Here is a 20959-nt window from a genome sequence, read left to right on the forward strand (position 1 = left end):
CGGGGTGAGAGAAATCCTGCTGCAATTAGGCAGGTCATAAGCCCAAGATAATACAGATACACCAGTAAGGTATTGAATTTATTCACATAAAAAATTGTCATAATATATATTATAGAACTTCTCGGCGCCCTGAATATATGCCTCTGTATCGGCACGCAGACAGATTAATCAACGGTGATAACAAGCCCGTCGTAAGCTGGCGCAACATTTTCCGGTGTATCTGCCATTGCCTGATCGTAATCCAACAGGATGCTCATATGGGTAAAGTATGTCTGTTTAGGTTTAAATTCGGCAACCCATTCCAGCGCCTTTTCAAGATGCGCGTGTGTTGCATGCGGCTTGTGGCGCAGACAATCCACAACCCAGACATCCAGCCCATAAAGATGTTCGCGTGATTCTTCGGGGAAATCCACCACATCGGTTGAATAGGCAAAGTTGCCAACCCGGAAACCCAGCGTTTCGCCGTAACCGTGGCTCTGGCTAAACGCCGTTATCGGAACCCCTGCTGGCGCCAGCGGTCCGGAAATAACATGCGGGATCAAAACCGGCTTATAGTAAAAATCTACGCCCTCAGCCAAAGGCTCAAACACATAACCAAACCGATGATCGATTTCAGCTATCGTAGTTGATGATGCGTAAACATCAATCGGTCGATGCATCGCGACATTGATCCATCGAAGCTCGTCAATGCCATGAACATGATCGGCATGTGCATGGGTGAACAGTACAGCATCAATATGATTGATATCGTGCTGTAACGCCTGTTCGCGAAAATCCGGCGTTACATCGACAAGAATCTTCTTTCCCGCCTGCTCGATCAGGATCGAGCTTCTAAGCCGCCGGTTTTTCGGGTTTTTCGGATTACACTTTCCCCATCCCAAGCCAACTGATGGGACTCCGTTCGAGGATCCGCAGCCAAGGATGGTAATTTTCGTCACTGCGCATCAGCCTCCAGCGTCAGCAGGTGCTTGCGATCAGCCTTGGTAAATAGTGCAAAGAAATTATCCGTGGTCGCACGTGCGATATCTTCAACACTTACACCTTTTATTTCTGCCAGTTTTGCCGCCGTATGGGCGACATAGCTGGGTTCGTTTGGCTTACCACGCTTGGGTACCGGCGCCAGATATGGCGCATCGGTTTCCACCAACAATCGCTCAAGCGGCACATCGGCAACCGCAGCCTGAATCTCCTTGGCGGAATTAAAGGTAATAATCCCAGAACACGAGATGTAAAACCCGATCTTCAATGCGCGCTGCGCCAGCATGGCCGAACTTGAAAAACAATGAATGACACCGGTGAACGGGCCCTTGGCATATTCTTCTTCAAGGATATCCATGGTGTCATCATCGGCATCGCGCGTATGCACGATTAAGGGTAGACCGGTTTCACGACAGGCCGCGATATGCGCGCGGAAACTTTGTCGCTGGGCATCACGCGGGGCATGATCGTAATAGTAATCCAGACCACTTTCACCGATCCCGATGATTTTTAGATCGGATGCCATCTCAATCAAGGTGTTGGGGTTAGATAGTCCCTCCTCGCCCGCCTCATGCGGATGAACCCCGACAGTGCAATAGATATGATCAGCCTTGGCGGCAACGGCACGAACATTTTCAAACGTTGAAAGTTTCACACCAATGCTAACCATCATGCCGACACCAGCATTACGCGCACGCGCAACAGTTCCGGCAAAGTCTTCGGAAAACTGCGGATAATCCAGATGGCAATGGCTGTCGACGAGGGCGACATTCATGCTTTCTCTCCGTCGTCTTCGGTCTCGACATAACGCGGGAAAACGCCTTCTGGCTTCGGAATTTCAGTTCCTGCCGTTAGGGCATGATCCGGGCCGAGATGTTCAAACCCGCGCTGATTTTCTGGCAAGACCAGTTGATCAAGGATTTTTGTAGCCGATTGCGGCATCAACGGCTGAACCATGATCCCGACATGTCGGATAACCTCTGCCAGCACATAAAGGACGGTTTCCATACGTGCCGGATCGGTTTTCTTCAGTCCCCAAGGGGCCATTTCATCGACATAACGATTGGCGTCGCCCACCAGTTCCCAAATTGCCTCGATCCCCTTATTGAAGGCTTGGGTATCGAAAAGCGGACGCACAACATCAAGCATGCCATAGGCTTTACTCAGAATGACCTGATCAGCGTCGATAAACGCACCCGGATTTGGCACCATCGCATTACAGTTCTTATGGATCATCGACAGAACGCGCTGACACATATTGCCAAGATCATTGGCAAGCTCGCTGTTCATGCGGTTGACCATTGAGCGATGGGAAAAATCACCGTCATTGCCAAATGGCACTTCGCGCAACAGGAAATATCGCGTCTGATCCAGACCGTATTTAACCGTCAGATCATAGGGATCAATAACGTTGCCAGTTGATTTCGAAATCTTTTGGCCTTCATTGGTCCACCAACCATGTGCAAAGACGCGTTTGGGTGGTGCGATACCAGCCGCCATCAGTAACGCTGGCCAGTAAACCGCATGGAAACGTGCGATATCCTTGCCCACCATATGAAGGTCAGCTGGCCAATATTTGGCAAGCTTGTCCGGATCGACATCAGGATAACCAACTGCGGTCAGATAGTTTGTCAGGGCATCAACCCAGACATACATCACATGATCTTCGTTACCCGGAACCGGAACACCCCATTTAAAGCTGGTGCGCGACACCGAAAGATCATGCATACCGCCTTTAACAAAGCTGAGAACTTCGTTACGGCGTGATTGAGGAGCAATAAAATCAGGATTGTCGTCATAAAACTTCAGCAGACGATCGCCCCATTCCGACAACTTGAAGAAATAGCTCGGCTCGGAAACCCATTCAACCGGTGCGCCGGTCGGTGCAAGCTTCTGACCGTCTTTTTCGATCAGTTCTTTCTCGCCATAGAAAGCCTCGTCACGTACTGAATACCAGCCGTCGTAGGAGCCAAGATAAATCTCGCCCTTCTCGACCAGCGTCTTCCACAATGCCTGACAGGCCTTTTTGTGGCGTTCTTCGGTCGTGCGGATGAAATCATCGTTGGAATAGTTCATATGCACGGCCAGATCGCGGAAATTCTGCGACACCTGGTCGGTGAATAATTGCGGATCGATACCCTTGGCAGCCGCAGATGCATCCACTTTCTGACCATGTTCATCGGTCCCGGTCAGGAACATCACGTCAAAACCGTCCAGGCGCTTGAAGCGGGCCAATACGTCACAGGCAAGCGTCGTATAGGCATGGCCTATGTGGGGCTTGTCATTGACGTAATAGATCGGTGTGGTGATGTAATAGGGCTGTTTGTGCCCGGTCATGGTCGCAAATCCTTCGCGCAAGTCGTGAAACAAAACGGCCCGAAACTCAGTGTTCCAAGCGGGCCGTTATGGTCATAATTCCGGTTGATTGGTGCTTTTTTAGTTTCGCATGGTTTCTTCAAGCATGAAGAACGCATTGAGCAAAGCCTGTTTGCGATCAAGATGCAAGCCACGCGTGGCACTCATCAATTCGCTGATCTTTTCCCACACCTCAATCCATTGATCAAGCGGTTGCGCAGCAGCCATGCGCTGCATTGCTGCCAATTCGCCGTCAACAACTTCGCGGGGTGCCTGCCCGGTTGCACCAAAACGGATCAACCGCCCCAGCCACCAATGCAACAACTGTGTAATGGTCGCAAAGGCCGCGTCGCGATCCGCGGGTGAAAACCGTTCCGCAAATTTATGCAGTGCCAAAACGTCAGCATTGGGGAGTGATGCTATCAACTGAACCAGTTCGGTATAAAGCTCAAGCCCGCCGACATCATGCAATTGAAGGGCACGACCAATACTGCCTTCGGCAAGACCGGAAAGCGCATCACGTTCGCCAAGATCAAGATCCGGGCAATAACGACCCAAAAGCTCAACCACCTGATGATCTTCAAGTGCCCCAAGGTTCAACCTGCGACAGCGCGACCGAATGGTTGGCAACAATTTCCCCGGTTGATGTGCAACCAGGATCATCATCGCGTTGGCCGGCGGTTCTTCCAATACCTTCAAAATGGCGTTGGCCGCATTGCGGTTCAATTCATCCGCCGCATCGACGATCACAATTCTCCAACCGCCTTCGGCCGCCGTTTTTGACATGAAATTGCCAACTGTACGCACGCTATCAACGGTGATTTCACCCTGTAGGCGCTTTTTCTTTTCGTCATATTGGCGTTCGATAACTTTCAGGTCACCGTGACCGCCGCCAGCGATACGACGAAAAACCGGGTCCTCGGGATCGACATGAAGGCCGTCAGGCGCATCACCAAACAGGCCCAAGCCCCCTTCTCCGCCGCCCGACAGGACAAATCGCGCCATACGATAGGCAAGTGTCGCCTTGCCAACACCACGCGGCCCGCACAGCAACCACGCATGATGCATGCGTTTGCTGTTCCATGCGTCCAAAACGGTTTTTTCGGCATCTGCGTGGCCAATAAAGTGATCGTTAAGACGCGGAGTGGGAACGCCACCTTCCTGTTCTAAATCCTTGACGGCCATTAACCTAGGCCCCCGGTGCCGGTATATGTGCAGATACGGTTGCGATCATACGTTCCGTCACCTGATTAATATCGCCATTGGCATCTATAATCTTGCAGCGTTTCGAATCTTCCCGGGCAATTTCAAGAAACCCATCGCGAAGCCGTTGATGGAAAGCTGTTCCCATACGTTCAAACCGGTCTTCGGCGGCACTGACATTGGCAAACCTTGCCCCTGCCCGTTCCAACCCAATATCGACCGGCAAATCAAAGATCAGAGTCAGATCAGGTTTGAAATCGCCAATCGCAATATGCCAAAGGTTTTGGATGTAATCCGCGCCAAGGCCGTGTCCAAACCCTTGATACGCGACGGATGAATCGGCGAAACGATCACTTAAAACAACCTTGCCACCGGCAAGTGCCGGGCGAATGGTGCGTTCAACGTGATCACGGCGTGACGCGAACATCAAAAGCGCTTCGGTTACGGCGTCCCAGCGCCCAGGATCACCGGTCAGCAAAAGATTTCGAATTTCCTCGGCACCGGGCGATCCGCCCGGTTCGCGAGTCACGACAACGTCGCGATTATGACGATGGAACCATTCTTCAAGTCGGCGTATCTGGGTGGTTTTGCCGCTGCCTTCACCGCCTTCAAAGCTGATGAACAAACCGGGCATCGGGCTCAACCGTTCGCTCCCCACAGAAGATATTTGATCGCGGCACCAATGCGTCCGATAAAGCCAAGGCGACCAACTTCCGTTGCGGCATAAAGCGGGAATTCACGCGGTTCACTGTTGGGAAGTTCGACCTTAAGCGTCGCGATTTGCTGACCGGCGCTGATCGGTGCCGGTATCGGCCCTTCGTAGACAATCGACACTTTCAGGTTGTCACGGTTTGTACGCGGTAAGGTCAGAAGGATATCCTGATTGGCGACCAAATCGACTTTGGGTTCTGATCCAAGCCAGACATTGGCCGCACTTACGACTTCTCCACGATCAAACAGATCGTAATTATCAAATTCGCGGAAGCCCCAATCCAGAAGTTTCTGCGATTCCGTACGCCGTTCACGTACTGATCCCAGGCCATTGACCACAAGGATCAGGCGGCGGCCATTGCGATCTGCCGTCGCGGTCAGGCCATAGCCCGCCGTTTCGGTATGGCCGGTTTTCATGCCATCAACACCGGCACTGGTCCCCAAAAGCGGATTGCGGTTCGGCTGGCGGATACCGTTATAGGTAAATTCCTTGACGGAATAGAGCTTATAAAGCTCCGGGTAATTTCGGATGGTATCGCTTGCAAGGATTGCAAGGTCATGAACTGTCACCAGATGTTCTTCATCGGGCCAGCCTGTTGCGTTCTTAAAAACGGATTTGGTCATGCCGATTTTGCGGGCTTCGGCAGTCATTTCCTCGGCAAAGGCTTCTTCAGTCCCTGCCAGTCCTTCGGCAACAACAATCGCAGCGTCGTTACCTGACTGAACAATTATGCCATGTAGAAGATCATTGACCGAAACGTCGGAGTTCACCTCGACAAACATTTTCGATCCGCCCTTGCGCCAGGCTTTCTCACTGACATGGAACGTGTTTTCAAGTGACACACTGCCATCTTTGATACGCTTAAACAGCAGATGCACCGTCATCATTTTTGTCATTGATGCCGGTTCGGTAAGTGTATCGCCATTTTTGTTCAGCAGAACTGTACCGGTATCAAAATCCATCAGATAAGCTTCGCGCGCGATGGTTTCGATTGCCTGCGCGCTGGTCAGGGACATCGTCATGACAGAACCAAGTATCGCGGCCCCGACCACTACCCGGTTCAGTTTACTCTTGAACGGAATTGGCGGCATCAAACTCATAACGTCCTAACCTTGTTGTATAATATTATCGTCTCGCCCGATTTTCGAGCTGATGAAGTTTGGTCTTTATGTCGCAAATCCGGCGAAATTGTGCAACCGGTTCAATTATCCTGCAAATTCCGAATGATCGGAATGAACAAACCTTAGCACCCCGAAACGCTGCTTTGCGGCGCACCGTCTGCGCACTCGACAACAACCTTTGCACCGTTTTGACCGGTTGCGATCACCCGTTCAAGCAGAATGTCGGCTTCGGGAACTGTATTTAACGGACCAAGACGGACACGGTAAAATGTCGTTCCCTTGACATCCACGGGCTCGATCTTGGTTGGTGCCATGTCATAAAGACGATTTCGCAGATTAAGGGCATTGTCATAGACCGAAAAGGCACCTGCCTGCACAAAGATTGACGACGGGGAAACCGGTTCAACCCGAACGGCAACATTATCTTCGGCCGTACCGTCCAGCGGCGTCAGCTCAGCCGACTGAGATATCGGGGCATTGTTTGACGGCGGCGTCAGGCGAATGGTCGATTTGGTTGGCTCACCGCTATCTGTGATCGGACCGTCATCAAGACGCACGGTTTCAACGGTATCGCGCGGCGCGGCTGAAACGGTTTGTTGTTCTGCCTGTGTTACTTCCGGTGCGGCCTTGCCCTGGGCAATTGCGGCCATCTGTCTGCTTTCATCCTCGATCACCTCGACCAGAACCTTTGCGGTTCCTTTCTTTTCGAAACCAAGGAGTTGTGCTGCACGGCGCGACATATCAATAATGCGACTATGGGCAAACGGCCCGCGATCATTGATACGAACTTTAAGCGAACGACCGTTTTCAAGATTGGTTACACGAACAACACTGGGCAACGGCAAGGTACGATGTGCCGCCGATACTTCGTATTGATCAAAAATTTCACCATTGGCTGTTTGCTTGCCGTGAAATTTAGGGCCGTACCAGGATGCAATCCCAGTTTCCTTGTATTCATAGTCAGCCGCCGGATAATACCATTGACCGGAAATCTCATACGGATTGCCGATCTTATAGTTTCCTACCTGTGCAGGCTGGGATTGAACACCGCCAATGCGTTTGACGCTATGGACAGCCAGCTGTGTTTCGGCACAACCAGCCAATAGAACGGCCATGGCAAGTGCACCGGCAGCCCAACGCCCCCTGTGGCATACTTGCGCTAGCGCCCTGCGCACATTTTTCCGCATTCCGCTGTCCCCATTTGGATAATGTCAAAGCAATTCAATTAGCGACCCGCAATCGCATCGGCAAGTGTGCCGACAGCAATCGCAAAATAGGTTGACCGGTTCCAATGCATGATGGTGTGGAAATTGTTATAAACCATATATGCAGGTCCGGCACCGTCATTTACGATGACAACAGACGCATCCATATCCGCAACCGGAAGATTCGCCCCATTCGGCATGCGAACACCAAGCTTTTGCCATTCCGCAATCGGTTTACGAATTTCACGGCCGGTTATAGATTTATCAAGGTCAGCTGGAATGCTGATCTTTCGCCCCCAGCGTTCATCCGCTTTCCAGCCCACGGTCGAAAGATAATTGGCCGCTGATGCAAAGACATCTTCCTTGGCGCCCCAAAGATCAATTTTACCGTCATCATTGCCATCCTTGGCATAGCTAAGGAACGTGGATGGCATGAACTGAGCCTGCCCCATCGCACCGGCCCACGAACCGATCATTTTCTCAGGCGCAATATGACCGGCATCAAGGATTTTAAGCGCGTTGATCAGTTCTTTACGGAAATATTCGGCACGCCGACCTTCAAAGGCAAGGGTTGCCAGCGAATCAATAACCGAATAACCGCCTGTGTGGCGTCCAAAACCGGTTTCGATTCCCCAGAATGCAGTCAGGTAATGTCCGGGAACACCATATTTTTTGGCTGCAGCATCAATGATACTGCGGTTTTCAACATATTTTCGGCGTCCCTCATCAATCCGCGACTGAGGGACAACACGCTGAAGATACTGCTCAAAAGTCAGTTTGAATTCCGGTTGACTACGGTCATATTCAATCACCTTCGGGATCGGCTGGGTTTTGGCAAAGGCAACATCCAGTGTTGGCTGGGAAATGCCTTTTGATGCCGCATCCTTCTTAAAATCAGCCAGCCAAACGTCAAAGCCCTCGGTTGTAAATGCAGGCAATGCATCGGTGTCGGTTTGAGCCACAGCCGGAGAGACCGTTACAAGCATGCCGATAATTGACGCTACAGTGCCGATGGTCCTAAAATTCATTTTGCTCGCCTCGTCCCGATTGAGTTTCGAGTCCCCGGTTCAGTTTTGTGCCGGAAACCATTCATCTGTGCGGCCGGTCCAGTAATAAGCGGTTAAACCGACCCACTCCTTTAATGCACGGCTCATACTGCTGATACCGCCCGACACGTTAAGACTTGCTAAATGGATGCCCGTTGCTGTCGAGGAATCTACAGGTCAGGGGGCGATATTCCAGCCCGCCTTGCGAAAAGTTCCAACGGTTCACCAAGCTTCATGGAGCGCCCCCCGACAATCTTGGAAACAATAAAAAACATTAAAATCCCGCCCCGATTTCAAAGCTGCCGGGAAATATAGCCGTTAACGTTTGGGTACCAGAGAATTTTGATAAAGCTGACATAGATATATTGACAGCCTAACCCCGGCAATTTATTGAGAGCGCGCAGGCGACAATCGCCACCACAATGCGGAGAGATGGCAGAGTGGTTGAATGCACCGGTCTTGAAAACCGGCGTGCCTTAACGGGTACCCAGGGTTCGAATCCCTGTCTCTCCGCCACCTTCCCCAGAAAATAACTAACTCCCTGCATGTGAATGCCTTTGGCAAAATCGCGCTATAGACGAGATGCGCCGCTTGGAACCCCTGTCAATTGAGGTGGTGCTGTTGTTTTATCTCGGCATTACGTTCGTTTTCGGCTGTAAAAACAGTTGGCCTCAAAAATATCATCCTAAAATGCGAATTTTGCAGAATCCGATCAAAGGATTCATATTCCCAGTATGGTTCGGGTTTTTTATTGCGTAAAAACGCTTAGGACAGCAGTATATTTGCTGAGGTTTTCAAACCCCGGCCAAATATAATGCGGGAACGGTCGTTTCCTTCATAAAACTGCAAAAAATCAGTAGAATTACGGTGCCCGTGCAGGCAATTATTCAAGGTAAGAATGTGATTCGGACTATCCAAAGGGGTGATGCATTAATTTGATGCGGATCGGACAGGTCTGAAACGACAAGAACTTTCAACAGGGGACTTTTATTCTCGATATGAGCACAAACATACCCGCGCTACAGATCGAAGGGATGTTCAAAAGCTTTGGGGAGCACGAAGTCCTCAAAGGTATTGATCTGACTGCAAATACCGGCGACGTGATTTCGATCATCGGCTCTTCCGGTTCCGGCAAAAGTACCTTTTTGCGTTGCATCAATCTTCTTGAAACACCGAATGCAGGTGCTGTGCATCTTCACGGTGAACTGATCAAGATGCGCAGCCTGAAAGATGGCAGTCAGGAAGCAGCGGATAAAAAACAGCTCCAACGTATGCGCACCAAACTTGCCATGGTGTTTCAAAGCTTCAACCTTTGGAGCCATCTTACCATTCTGGAAAATGTGATCGAGGCACCTATACATGTCCTTGGCGTTTCCAGAAAAGAGGCAATAGAACGTGCCGATGCGCTGCTTCAGAAAGTTGGAATGTTTGAACGCCGCGATTATTATCCGGGCCACATTTCTGGTGGACAACAGCAACGTGCGGCCATTGCACGCGCCTTGGCAATAGAACCCGAAGTTCTGTTGTTTGACGAACCGACATCTGCCCTTGATCCGGAACTTGTCGGCGAAGTTCTGCGCGTCATGACCGATCTAGCAGAAGAAGGTCGCACCATGCTGGTCGTGACCCATGAAATGAGCTTTGCCAAAGGCGTATCAAACCAAGTTATGTTCCTGCATCAGGGGCTGGTCGAAGAATTTGGTGACCCGAAAGAAATATTCGAGAATCCAAAATCAGAACGCATGAAACAGTTCCTTCAACGCGATTTCTGATCTGGGACGGCCGGATACCTGACAATAAGGTATCCGCCAAAAGAACAGCGTCCATCGTCGCGGCCTGTTCTCAACAACAAGGGAGACTACGAATGAAAAATTGGATCAAGGTTGCGACCGCAGCAGCCGTGGGTGTGGCACTAAGCGCTTCAGCAGCAAGTGCGGCTTGGGAAAAAGTCGTTATCGCCACCGAAGGCGCCTATCCCCCGTTTAACTATGTCGACAAAGATGGCAACCTGCAGGGGTTTGACGTCGATTTCGCCAAGAAGCTTTGTGAAACGGCAAAGATCGAATGCGAAATCGTTGCACAGGACTGGGACGGTATCATTCCGGGCCTTCTGGCCAAAAAATATGATGCGATCATCGCCCAGATGTCCATCACCGAAGAACGCAAACGGTCAATCGACTTCTCCAACTACTACAGCGTCACCCCGGCTGTGTTCGTTGGCAAAGAAGGCATGTCGCTTACCGCATGGAAAGATGGTGCAATTGTTGAAGGTGCACTTGACGGCAAGGTGATCGGCGTACAGCGTTCGACCACACATTCCGCTTTCCTGGAAGATAACTTCCCGAATGCAGAAATTCGCATGTACGATACTCAGGACAATGCGTTGCTGGATCTGACCGCTGGCCGTATCGACGCAACATTGGCAGATTCCGGTGTTCTGGTCGAATGGGTTAAATCCGACGCAGGCAAGGGATATGCGTTTATTTCGGACACCTTTGCGCCGAAAGAATTCTTTGGCGAAGGTACCGGTATGGGCATCCGTAAGGAAGATCAGGACCTGAAGGAAATCCTCAATAAGGCTTTGGCTGAAATGCTTGCCAATGGCTCGTATCAGACAATCAACAAAAAATACTTCAAAGAAATCAATCTGCACCCGAATTGATCGGCAAGCAGTCAGGGCGGCACAGATTGTGCCGCCCTTCCCTTATTGTTGGCCAAGGGCATTAAACAACAAGACCAACATCAAGGTTTGCGGGAGAATCCATGTTTGATTTATACGGCCGTGGTTGGCAGATGCTTGAAGGGGGACTGGTTACAGTTCAGCTTTGCCTGACCGTGCTGCCATTCATGATACTGTTTGGCCTGCTTGGTGCGTCAGCGAAACTTTCGCGCTACAAGGCCCTGCGGATCATAGGGGAAAGCTATACCGTTCTTATTCGCGGCATTCCCGAACTCTTGGTTATTTTATTGATCTATTTTGGCGGCACCATTGCCGTCCAGAAAATTGCCGAATTAATTGGTGGCGAAGAAGTTCGTGTCGATATCCCTGCCTTTTGGTCCGGCGTTGCGGCATTGGCACTGGTTCAGGGCGCATTTGCATCCGAAGTTTTTCGTGCCGCGATGCAAGCCATTCCAATTGGTCAGATCGAAGCAGCAACCGCCTGTGGCATGACACCGCCCCAAATTTTTATTCGCATCAAACTGCCACAACTCTGGCGTTTCGCCCTGCCCGGTCTGAATAACCTGTTTCAGGTTTTGATCAAGGATACGGCTCTGATATCTGTCGTTGGTGTCGAAGAAATCCTACGCAAGGCTGCCGTTGGCGCGGGCACAGAAAAGGCACCGTTCACCTTCTATCTGGTGGCAATGTTGATGTTTCTTGCTTTTACCACCGTCTCGCTATTTGTGTTTAACCGGCTTGAAAAGCGGGCCTCCCGCGGTATTGCAAGGGCGTGATCAATGTTTGAAGACCTGATATACGTCCTGACCAAATACGATAGCTGGCTTTGGCAAGGATTTCTCCTGACCATCCAGCTGTTGGCTGTTTCTGTCGTTTTTGGTTCCATTCTGGCGATCCCGCTGGCGATTGCCCGTGTTTCCAAACTTGTCTGGGTTCAGGCTGTTCCGTTTGCCTTCATCTATGTCTTCCGCGGCACGCCACTGATTGCCCAGTTGTTCATGATGTATTATGGCTGCGGTCAATTGATTTCCAATATCGACGGCATTCAGGATCATTGGACATGGACTTATTTGCGTGATCCCTATTGGTATTGCCTGTTAACCTTCGTTCTAAACACTGCGGCCTATATGGCAGAAATCATGCGCGGGGGCATACAGAACGTCCCGAATGGCGAAATCGAAGCCGCTCGTGCCTGTGGCATGACGCCTTTCACGACTTATCGTCGGATCATTTTCCCACGCATGTGGCAGATTATCTGGCCAGCCTACACCAATGATGTGATCTTTACCCTAAAAGCCACGTCATTGGCATCGACCGTCACAATGATGGAATTGACCGGGGCCGCCCGCAAGATCGTCGCGCGCACAGCGCTGCCTTACGAAGCCTTTATATCGGCTGGTGTGATCTATTTGATCATCGTCTATTTCCTGACTTTTGGCTTTAAGGGTATTGAGAAATATCTGCGCCGCAATGAACGTCGGGAAGGACAAAAATCAGGCCCTGCAAAAGCAGGCGGTACCGTCTGATTCTCTGACCTTGCAAATAAACCGCCGATGCATCCCCAAACGCGCATCGGCGGTTATTGGTTACAATGTTGGGCAATGCATTGACGAGGGTCTGAACCTAAAACAGCCATTAATAGCTTTGTTTTCGGAAGCGGGGATCCCGTCGGATACTTCCGAAACAATCTAGTCGATCCAGTCACCACACAATACCGCCACCAATAACGTCTACCCACCAACACAGGAATATCATGCAACAAGAACGCATTGAACTTATTCGCCCGCAGATGGGGACAGCCCGTACCCTTACTGTTCGTCGTTATGGCAAATCCGGTACCGGCCCCAAAGCCTATTTGCAGGCGGCCCTTCATGCTGATGAACTGCCCGGTGTCATTGCCCTGCATCATCTTGAAAAGCTTTTGAAAGTTGCCGAAGAGAACGGTGACATCAAAGGCGAGATTGTCATCGTTCCCTTTGCCAACCCGATTGGCTTTACGCAATATGTTGATATGAAGCCGCTTGGCCGGTTTGATATGCGCACGGGCCAGAACTTCAATCGTCACTATCCTGACCTTTGCAAGGAACTGATCGCGTCCGTTGATGGCAAGCTGGGTCAGGATGGCGATGCCAATGTTGAAATTGCACGTGTCGAACTGCGACGTCTGATCAAGGAACATCGCGCCAATGCCGGTCCGCTAACCGATCTGGATGATTTACGCCTGACACTGGCTGGACTGGCAATTGATGCTGATTATGTTCTTGATCTACATTGCGACTGGCAAGCTGCCTTACATATTTACACCAGCGATTCCAGCTGGCCGGATGTCCAGGATCTTTCGGCACAGATTGGTGCAGAAGCCTGCCTGATCGCCGAGGAAAGCGGCGCCAACCCGTTTGATGAAACGTTCAGCCGTCCATGGGTTGAGCTGCGTCGTGTCTACGGCGATAAATTCCCAATCCCGATGGCAACACTTTCGACCACCATCGAATTGCGTGGTGAACAGGATGTGTACGATCACCTGGCAAGTCAGGATGCCAAGAACCTTTTTGCCTTCCTGCAACGTCGCGACGTCATTGCCGGTGATCCCGGCCCCCTGCCCGAGGCAAAATGCACCGCAACCCCGCTTGCAGGTGTTGATCGCGTCACCGCAACCCATGGCGGCATGATCGTGTTTTCCGTTGATGCCGGTCAGCATGTAAAAGCGGGTCAGGAACTCGGTTACGTTCTTGATTGCGAAACCGGTGAAAAAACGCCATTTGCCAGCCGTACAGACGGCTTCATGTATGCCCGTGTTGGTGGGCGCCTTGTCGTGCCAGGTGGTCTGTTATGTTCTGTCGCCGGGGCTGATGTTTTGCCAGGTCGTGAAGGTCTTCTTTTGACCGCCCGTTGATCTTCTTTGCGGGACGCGATAGCAAGAGTTCGCTATACTGAATGTCGATCTTAACACCTCGCGTCCCGTGCGTTTTAAGGATACCTAAATGTTCGATCCGAATTCCATTTCAGAAATCATTGATGCTGCCAAGGCGGCGACGAAAAGCGATGCGGATACCGCACGCTTGGCCATTTCCTTTCTCGATCTGACCAGCCTCAATGATGATGATACGGTCGAAACGATTGAGGCACTATGTGAACGCGCCCAAAGCCCTGCGGGCAATACGGCCGCTGTTTGTGTTTATGCGCCGTTTATTGAAACCGCATGGCGTGCCCTTGGGCAAAGCGGGATTAAAACCGCAACCGTGGTTAATTTTCCAGCCGGAGGAACCAACGCGCAACGTGTCGGCGATGAAACCGCCGATGCCGTTGCCAAGGGTACAGACGAAGTCGATCTTGTCCTGCCTTACAAGGCATTTCTTGATGGTGATATTCAGGCCGCAACCGATGTAATTGAGGCCACCCGAACCGCCTGTGGTCCTTTGACCACACTTAAAGTCATCCTTGAAAGCGGCGCATTTGACGACCTTTCAAAGGTTTATGATGCTGCCAGACTGGCAATCAAACATGGTGCCAATTTCATCAAAACTTCAACCGGCAAGGTCCCGGTCGGTGCAACGCCCGAAGCCGCTGCGACGATGATCACTGCCATTCGTGACGCCCGAGAGGAAGATGGTCTTGCCTGTGGTTTCAAGGCATCAGGTGGTGTGAAAACCACGGCTGATGCGGCTCTGTTTCTTGCAATTGCCGATGAAATCATGGGTGAAGGCTGGGCAGCCCCCGATACATTTCGTTTTGGCGCCAGCGGCGTATTGACTGACTTGCTCAAAACCTGTGGGATGGCACAGTCAGATACAGCCAACACAACTGGCACCTACTAAGAATAATGACTATCTGCCAATCACCATGAATGGCAGACACAGCTAAAGGAAGACGCAATGGCACGCGCCATTATCATTGTTGCAGACAGTTTTGGCATTGGTGCAGCGCCTGATGCCGCTAAATTCGGCGATCAGGGCTCGGATACACTGGGCCATATCGCTGAAAACTGTGCCAAGGGACTGGCCGACAATGACATCCGCAAAGGATCGCTGAACATCCCCAATATGACAGCCCTTGGCCTTGGCGAAGCCGCCAAGGATGCAACGGGCCGCGTCCCCCCCGGGCTTGAACATGGCGGGGCAATTATTGGTGCCTTTGGCCATGCCAAGGAATTATCACGTGGCAAGGATACACCAAGCGGCCATTGGGAAATTGCCGGTGTACCCGTTGATTTCGACTGGGGATATTTCCCATTTGAAGTGCCGACGTTCCCCAAAGAATTGACCGATGCGTTGATCAAGCAGGCCAAATTGCCCGGAATTATCGGTAACTGCCATGCATCAGGTACAACAATCATTGCCGAACTGGGTGAAGAACACATCAAAACCGGCATGCCAATTTGCTATACCTCGGCCGATAGTGTCTTTCAAATTGCTGCCCACGAAGAACATTTCGGCCTTGATCGGCTTTACGAAGTTTGTGAAATCGCCTTCAAGCTGGTCAAACCGTATAATATCGGTCGCGTTATTGCCCGCCCGTTTCTCGGCAGCAGCCCGGCTGATTTCAAACGCACGCCGAACCGCCGTGACATTGCCATTCCGCCGCATAAACCAACATTGCTTGATAAATTTAGCGATACCGGTGGCAAGGTTATTTCTGTCGGCAAAATTGCCGATATCTATGCCCATCGCGGGATTTCCAAAAAGGTCAAGGCATCAGGCAATATGGCCCTTTTCGATGCCATGATGACCGAAATTGACCAAGCACCGGATAACAGCATTGTGTTCACTAACTTGGTGGATTTCGATATGGAATTCGGTCATCGTCGCGATGTTCCGGGCTATGCCAACGCATTGGAAGAATTCGATGCCCGTATTCCGGAACTGCGTGCTGCCTTGAAACCCGGTGACCTGGTTATCATAACCGCCGATCATGGCTGCGACCCAACATGGCGGGGTAATGATCATACCCGTGAATTTGTGCCGATATTGGCCTTTGGTCCGGCCATTCAACCCGGCCCGATTGGTATACGCGACAGCTTTGCCGATATTGGACAAACGATTGCCGACCATCTTGGCATGACGCCGCTTGCGGTCGGCACCTCGTTCTTGAACGGATAAGCTATGAACTGGCAACCAGGACATGCAAAAACATCGATGGCACCGATCCGTATCGAAGCAATCATCGATACGGTTTGTCCGTGGTGTTATATTGGCAAGAAACGCCTTGAAAAGGCACTGGCGCGTGAACGGCTTGACCAAATGCCAATCACTTGGCGCCCGTTTCTGTTAAATCCCGATATGCCAAGTGGCGGCATTGATCGAAAACTGTACCTGTCCAGCAAATTTGGCGGCGCAGAAAGTGCAATCCGTGTTTACAAGGCAATTGAGGCGGCCGGGGCGGCCGTTGGCATTAACTTTGATTTCGATGCCATTCGCCTGACACCGGACTCAACAGATTCCCATCGTCTGATCTACAAGGTCTGCGCCGAACGCCCGGCAGCAGGCAATGATCTGGTCGAAGATCTGTTCACCGCCTATTTCCTGGATGGCCGGGATATCGGTGATCACGAAGTTCTGACCGAAATCGCCGTTACCCATGGTGAAGACCGTACCGAGATTATTGATTATCTGAGCGGAGACATGGACCGCGATTTCGTATCGCAGGAAAATCGTGTGGCCCATCAAATGGGGGTAACAGGTGTTCCTTGCTTCCTGTTTAACAGCCGCCATGCGCTTTCAGGTGCTCAGGAACCTGATATCCTGCAACGCATGATCAGACTGGCGCGTCAGGAAGAAACCCCGGCCTAGTCTAATTGCCTGGTGAATGAAGACATAAGAAAAAGGCAGGAACCGTTACCGGACCTGCCTTTTTCTTATGCTCTTGCCGCGATATCGGCCAAACGGCGCATCAATCGTTTTACCCCTTCAAGACGGTCGGTTGGACCATCCCAGCCTGCGGCATAGACAATCTTGTGATCCGGGCGCAGACGCGCAACACCAACCTGCTGCTGGATAAAGCCAATCAAACCGGCCGGGTTCGGGAATTCGTTATTACGCAATGTAATCAACGCCCCTTTTGGCCCCGCATCAAGTTTCTCGATATTCGAAGCCCGGCACCATTGTTTGATGGTGACAACATCCAAAAGGTTATCAACTTCCTTGGGCAGCTTTCCAAACCGGTCAATCATCTCGGCTGCGAACTGATCGACTTCTTCGCGGGACCGCAATTCCGAAAGACGGCGATACAGGCCAAGACGCACACCAAGATCCGGCACATAGCGATCCGGGATCAGAACCGGCATACCCACATTGATCTGCGGCACAAAGGAAGCAGCATCATCGGCTTCGATCTCGCCCTTGGCTTCGGCCACGGCTTCTTCGATCATCTGCTGATAAAGTTCGATCCCGACTTCTTTGATATGCCCTGATTGTTCTTCACCAAGCAGGTTCCCTGCCCCACGAATATCAAGATCATGACTGGCAAGGTTAAACCCGGCGCCAAGGCTATCAAGGGTCTGCATGACCTCAAGCCGCTTAAGTGCCGTTGCGGTCAGTTTCTTGCCATTTGGCAAGGTTAAATAGGCATAGGCACGCTGCTTGGACCGACCAATACGCCCGCGAAGCTGATAAAGCTGGGCCAAGCCAAACATATCAGCACGATGAATGATCATCGTATTGGCGTTTGGAACGTCGATCCCCGATTCAATGATATTGGTCGCCAGTAACAGATCGAATTTACGATCCGTGAAATCGGTCATCACCTGTTCAAGATCACGTGCGCCCATCTGGCCATGTGCTATATCAAACTTGATTTCTGGCACCAGCGTTTGAAGTTCCTTGGCCACCCGGCCAAGTTCATTCACCCGCGGACAAACATAGAAAATCTGCCCGCCACGATGGCGTTCACGCAAAATAGCTTCACGCACGACCACCGGGTCATAGGGCGTGATATAGGTCCGCACAGCAAGGCGATCAACCGGCGGCGTGGCAATGATCGATAGTTCCTTAACCCCGGTCAGCGCAAGCTGCAAGGTACGCGGGATCGGTGTTGCCGTCAGGGTCAGGACATGAACATCGGTCTTAAGCTCTTTTAAGCGTTCCTTATGCTTCACGCCAAAATGTTGCTCTTCGTCAACGACCAGAAGTCCCAGATCCTTGAACTTGACCCCATTGCCCAAAAGCGCATGGGTGCCGCACACAATATCAACATGTCCGCTTTCAAGGTTATCTTTGACCAGCTTGGCATTCTTGCCAGTCACAAGACGTGAAAGCTGTTCAACCCTTACAGGAAGGCTATCGAAACGCTGTTTAAAGGTCAGGTAATGCTGACGGCAAAGCAATGTCGTCGGTGCAACAATCGCAACCTGTTTGCCCGACATCACGGCGGCAAAGGCCGCACGCAATGCGACCTCGGTCTTGCCAAAGCCGACATCACCGCACACAAGGCGGTCCATTGGCTTGCCCGCGGCCAAATCGTCAAGCGTATCGCGAATGGCGCGTGCCTGATCTTCGGTCTCGGCAAACGGGAAACTGGCACAAAACTCGTCATAGCTGCCATCCGGCGCGGTCAATGCCGCCCCTTTGCGCAGATGACGTTCCGCGGCAACCTTGATCAACTTGCCTGCCATATCGCGAATGCGTTCACGCAGTTTCGCTTTGCGCGCCTGCCAGGCAACACCACCCAATTTATCAAGGATCGATTGACCCTCGTCCGAGCCATAGCGCGACAAAACCTCGATATTTTCGACCGGGACGAAAAGCTTGTCCCCACCGTCATATTCCAGTTCCAGACAATCATGGGGCGCCCCACCGGCTGTCACGGTTCGAAGTCCCAGATATCGTCCAATCCCATGATCCAGATGGACGACAAGATCGCCTTCTGAAATTTCGGACGCTTCCCGCAGGAAGTTTTCGGCCTTGCGCCGTCGCCCACCCGGGCGGCTCATGCGGTCGCCAAGGATATCCTGTTCGGACAAAATCCAAAGCCCGTCACGCCGGAACCCGTGTTCAAGATCAAGGATAACCACGGCCAGTTGTTCTGGCGTCAGGTCGTCGGTGATATCTTCCCAACATTCAGCCGTAACGACTTTGGCCACACCATGTTCACGCAGAACCGAAATCATTCGGTCGCGCGAACCATCGGAATAGGCCGCAATCACGACTTGCTGGTTCTTACCGCGCTGAGTAACGATAAAATCACGTAATTCGTCGTACAAATTGGTGTCGGCACGTGCCCTGACATCGCCAAAATCGCGCCCCGGACGAGCCCCCATATCAAAAACACCACGTTCGGTATTTTCTTCTTCGTAATAGGGCGAAAGTTCCAAAACAACGCGATCGTTTAACATCCGGTCAAACTCGGCCTGGTCAAGATAAAGCCGTTCCGGAGGCACCGGTTTATAAACATTGTCGCCAGAAAGACCGCCGCCCTTGATGTTCAGGCGTGCCTGATAATAATCATCAATCATTTCAAGGCGATTTTCGATCACGTCACCACATTGATGATCAAGACTGACCATCACATCGGGAAGATAGGCAAAAACGGTATCCATACCGTCATGGAACAATGGCAACCAATGTTCCATACCGCCGTATTTCAAACCATTGCTGATGGACTCGTAAAGCGGGTCAGTTTGCGACACGATGCCAAAAAGCTCGCGATAACCGCTGCGGAACCGGGAAATGCTTTCCGGGTCCAGAAATATTTCACCAACCGGCAAAAGTGAAATCTCGTTCAGGCGCCCGACTGTCCTCTGGGTTTCGACGTCAAAACGCCGAATGCTTTCGATTTCATCACCAAAGAAGTCAAGGCGCACCGGCTCTTTCATGCCTGGCGCATAGATATCAACAATATCGCCACGCACGGCATAATCACCGGGTTCCATCACCTGTTCAGCACGGTTATAGCCCATCCGGTCAAAATAACCGGTCAGATCGGCCCGCGAATGTTCCTGACCTGCTTTGAACGACAATTTGCCATTCCGCATCACATCAAGACACGGCACACGCTGCATAATCGCAGCCGCCGTCGCCAACACAATACGTCCCTGCCCGCCAGTCGGTTTGGCATTTTCCGCAAGCGTTGTTAGCGTTTCGATCCGACGTGCCGTTACTTCCGCAATCGGCGATACCCGGTCATATGGCAGGCAATCCCACGCCGGAAGCGCAAGCACCTGGACCTCGCCGGCAAAGAATGCCAATGCCTCGCCAAGTTGCACCATCCGTTTCTCATCGCGTGCGATATGCAAAATGGTACGGTTATCGGAAACCGCATCCAGCAACTCGCGCAACAGCAACGCATCCGAACCCTCGGGCACGCCACACAGCCGTTTCCGGCCTTTTGTCGAAATGATTTCTTTTAATTTATTCAATGCTTTCTCAGGCGTTGCTGAGTTCTTGGATCATATGAAGCACATCCGTGTCATATTTAGCCGGTGCGGCTGCCTTGCCGGTTGCCCATTTAAAAAAATCGGCATCGGGAACATCATTCATCAGTATTTCGAAACGTTCGAGTTGCTCTTCGCTCAATGTCGCAAGATGCGCGTCCATGAAACGACCGACCAGGATATCGTTCTCTTTGGTCCCACGATGGCCGCCGCGAAACAGCAACTTCTTGCGTCGCAGTTCAAGCTCGGGGCTATTGTCACTCACGTTCGATCTCCTGTCTTTTCTCGTCGCATC

General features: G+C 51.5%; 18 protein-coding genes and 1 tRNA gene. 9 read left to right on the forward strand and 10 right to left on the reverse strand.

The window, feature by feature from the left end; translation table 11 throughout:
* Positions 1 to 164: 164 nt before the first annotated feature.
* The 8 genes from TALK_RS07020 to TALK_RS07055 form a co-directional block, all read right to left on the reverse strand.
* A complete protein-coding gene (locus tag TALK_RS07020; protein ID WP_085617301.1) occupies positions 165 to 938 on the reverse strand; it encodes an MBL fold metallo-hydrolase in 774 nt (257 codons plus the stop codon).
* Positions 935 to 1753, reverse strand: coding sequence for a TatD family hydrolase (locus TALK_RS07025; protein ID WP_085617303.1), 819 nt, complete (start codon positions 1751 to 1753; stop codon positions 935 to 937). Before TALK_RS07025 ends, TALK_RS07020 begins: the two co-directional genes overlap by 4 nt.
* The gene (metG, locus tag TALK_RS07030) at positions 1750 to 3315 is read right to left on the reverse strand and encodes a methionine--tRNA ligase (RefSeq protein ID WP_085617305.1); all 1566 of its coding nucleotides are present in this window, start codon (positions 3313 to 3315) and stop codon (positions 1750 to 1752) included. Before metG ends, TALK_RS07025 begins: the two co-directional genes overlap by 4 nt.
* Positions 3316 to 3414: 99 nt before the next feature.
* Positions 3415 to 4518 carry a DNA polymerase III subunit delta' gene (locus TALK_RS07035; RefSeq protein ID WP_085617306.1) on the reverse strand — a complete coding sequence of 368 codons (1104 nt, stop codon included), beginning with the start codon at positions 4516 to 4518 and terminating at the stop codon, positions 3415 to 3417.
* A gap of 4 nt (positions 4519 to 4522) precedes the next feature.
* Positions 4523 to 5179, reverse strand: coding sequence for a dTMP kinase (tmk, locus tag TALK_RS07040; RefSeq protein ID WP_139833754.1), 657 nt, complete (start codon positions 5177 to 5179; stop codon positions 4523 to 4525).
* The gene (locus tag TALK_RS07045) at positions 5176 to 6348 is read right to left on the reverse strand and encodes a D-alanyl-D-alanine carboxypeptidase family protein (protein WP_085617310.1); all 1173 of its coding nucleotides are present in this window, start codon (positions 6346 to 6348) and stop codon (positions 5176 to 5178) included. Before TALK_RS07045 ends, tmk begins: the two co-directional genes overlap by 4 nt.
* 143 nt (positions 6349 to 6491) lie before the next feature.
* Positions 6492 to 7484 (reverse strand): septal ring lytic transglycosylase RlpA family protein, encoded by a 993-nt coding sequence (locus tag TALK_RS07050; protein ID WP_245829752.1) that lies wholly within the window; start codon positions 7482 to 7484, stop codon positions 6492 to 6494.
* Positions 7485 to 7594: 110 nt separating this feature from the next.
* A complete protein-coding gene (locus tag TALK_RS07055; RefSeq protein WP_085617314.1) occupies positions 7595 to 8602 on the reverse strand; it encodes a lytic murein transglycosylase in 1008 nt (335 codons plus the stop codon).
* A gap of 444 nt (positions 8603 to 9046) precedes the next feature.
* On the opposite strand from TALK_RS07055, the gene TALK_RS07060 reads away from it, so the two are divergent.
* The 9 genes from TALK_RS07060 to TALK_RS07100 all read left to right on the forward strand — a co-directional run bounded on the left by TALK_RS07060 (position 9047) and on the right by TALK_RS07100 (position 17086).
* Positions 9047 to 9136 (forward strand) — tRNA-Ser (locus tag TALK_RS07060).
* 482 nt (positions 9137 to 9618) lie between these two features.
* On the forward strand, positions 9619 to 10392 hold the full coding sequence (locus tag TALK_RS07065; RefSeq protein WP_085617316.1) for an ABC transporter ATP-binding protein: 774 nt from the start codon (positions 9619 to 9621) through the stop codon (positions 10390 to 10392).
* Between the two features lie 92 nt (positions 10393 to 10484).
* On the forward strand, positions 10485 to 11282 hold the full coding sequence (locus TALK_RS07070; RefSeq protein WP_085617318.1) for a lysine/arginine/ornithine ABC transporter substrate-binding protein: 798 nt from the start codon (positions 10485 to 10487) through the stop codon (positions 11280 to 11282).
* 101 nt (positions 11283 to 11383) lie between these two features.
* Positions 11384 to 12076 (forward strand): ABC transporter permease, encoded by a 693-nt coding sequence (locus TALK_RS07075; protein WP_085617320.1) that lies wholly within the window; start codon positions 11384 to 11386, stop codon positions 12074 to 12076.
* A 3-nt stretch (positions 12077 to 12079) separates the two neighbouring features.
* Positions 12080 to 12826 carry an ABC transporter permease gene (locus tag TALK_RS07080; protein WP_085617322.1) on the forward strand — a complete coding sequence of 249 codons (747 nt, stop codon included), beginning with the start codon at positions 12080 to 12082 and terminating at the stop codon, positions 12824 to 12826.
* 227 nt (positions 12827 to 13053) lie between these two features.
* On the forward strand, positions 13054 to 14193 hold the full coding sequence (locus TALK_RS07085; RefSeq protein ID WP_085617324.1) for a succinylglutamate desuccinylase/aspartoacylase family protein: 1140 nt from the start codon (positions 13054 to 13056) through the stop codon (positions 14191 to 14193).
* 88 nt (positions 14194 to 14281) lie between these two features.
* Positions 14282 to 15115, forward strand: a complete 834-nt coding sequence (gene deoC / locus TALK_RS07090; protein WP_085617326.1) for a deoxyribose-phosphate aldolase — start codon at positions 14282 to 14284, stop codon at positions 15113 to 15115.
* 57 nt (positions 15116 to 15172) lie between these two features.
* Positions 15173 to 16396, forward strand: coding sequence for a phosphopentomutase (locus TALK_RS07095; protein WP_085617328.1), 1224 nt, complete (start codon positions 15173 to 15175; stop codon positions 16394 to 16396).
* 3 nt (positions 16397 to 16399) lie between these two features.
* Positions 16400 to 17086 carry a DsbA family oxidoreductase gene (locus TALK_RS07100; RefSeq protein ID WP_085617330.1) on the forward strand — a complete coding sequence of 229 codons (687 nt, stop codon included), beginning with the start codon at positions 16400 to 16402 and terminating at the stop codon, positions 17084 to 17086.
* A 65-nt stretch (positions 17087 to 17151) separates the two neighbouring features.
* On the opposite strand, the gene mfd is transcribed toward TALK_RS07100, so the two are convergent.
* Both mfd and TALK_RS07110 read right to left on the reverse strand, forming a co-directional pair.
* On the reverse strand, positions 17152 to 20649 hold the full coding sequence (mfd, locus tag TALK_RS07105) for a transcription-repair coupling factor (protein WP_085617332.1): 3498 nt from the start codon (positions 20647 to 20649) through the stop codon (positions 17152 to 17154).
* 7 nt (positions 20650 to 20656) lie between these two features.
* Entirely contained in the window at positions 20657 to 20929 is a 273-nt protein-coding gene (locus TALK_RS07110; protein ID WP_085617334.1) for an FAD assembly factor SdhE, read from the reverse strand.
* Positions 20930 to 20959 lie beyond the last annotated feature (30 nt).

The organism is Thalassospira alkalitolerans (assembly GCF_002115745.1).
GTDB classification, from domain to species: domain Bacteria; phylum Pseudomonadota; class Alphaproteobacteria; order Rhodospirillales; family Thalassospiraceae; genus Thalassospira; species Thalassospira alkalitolerans.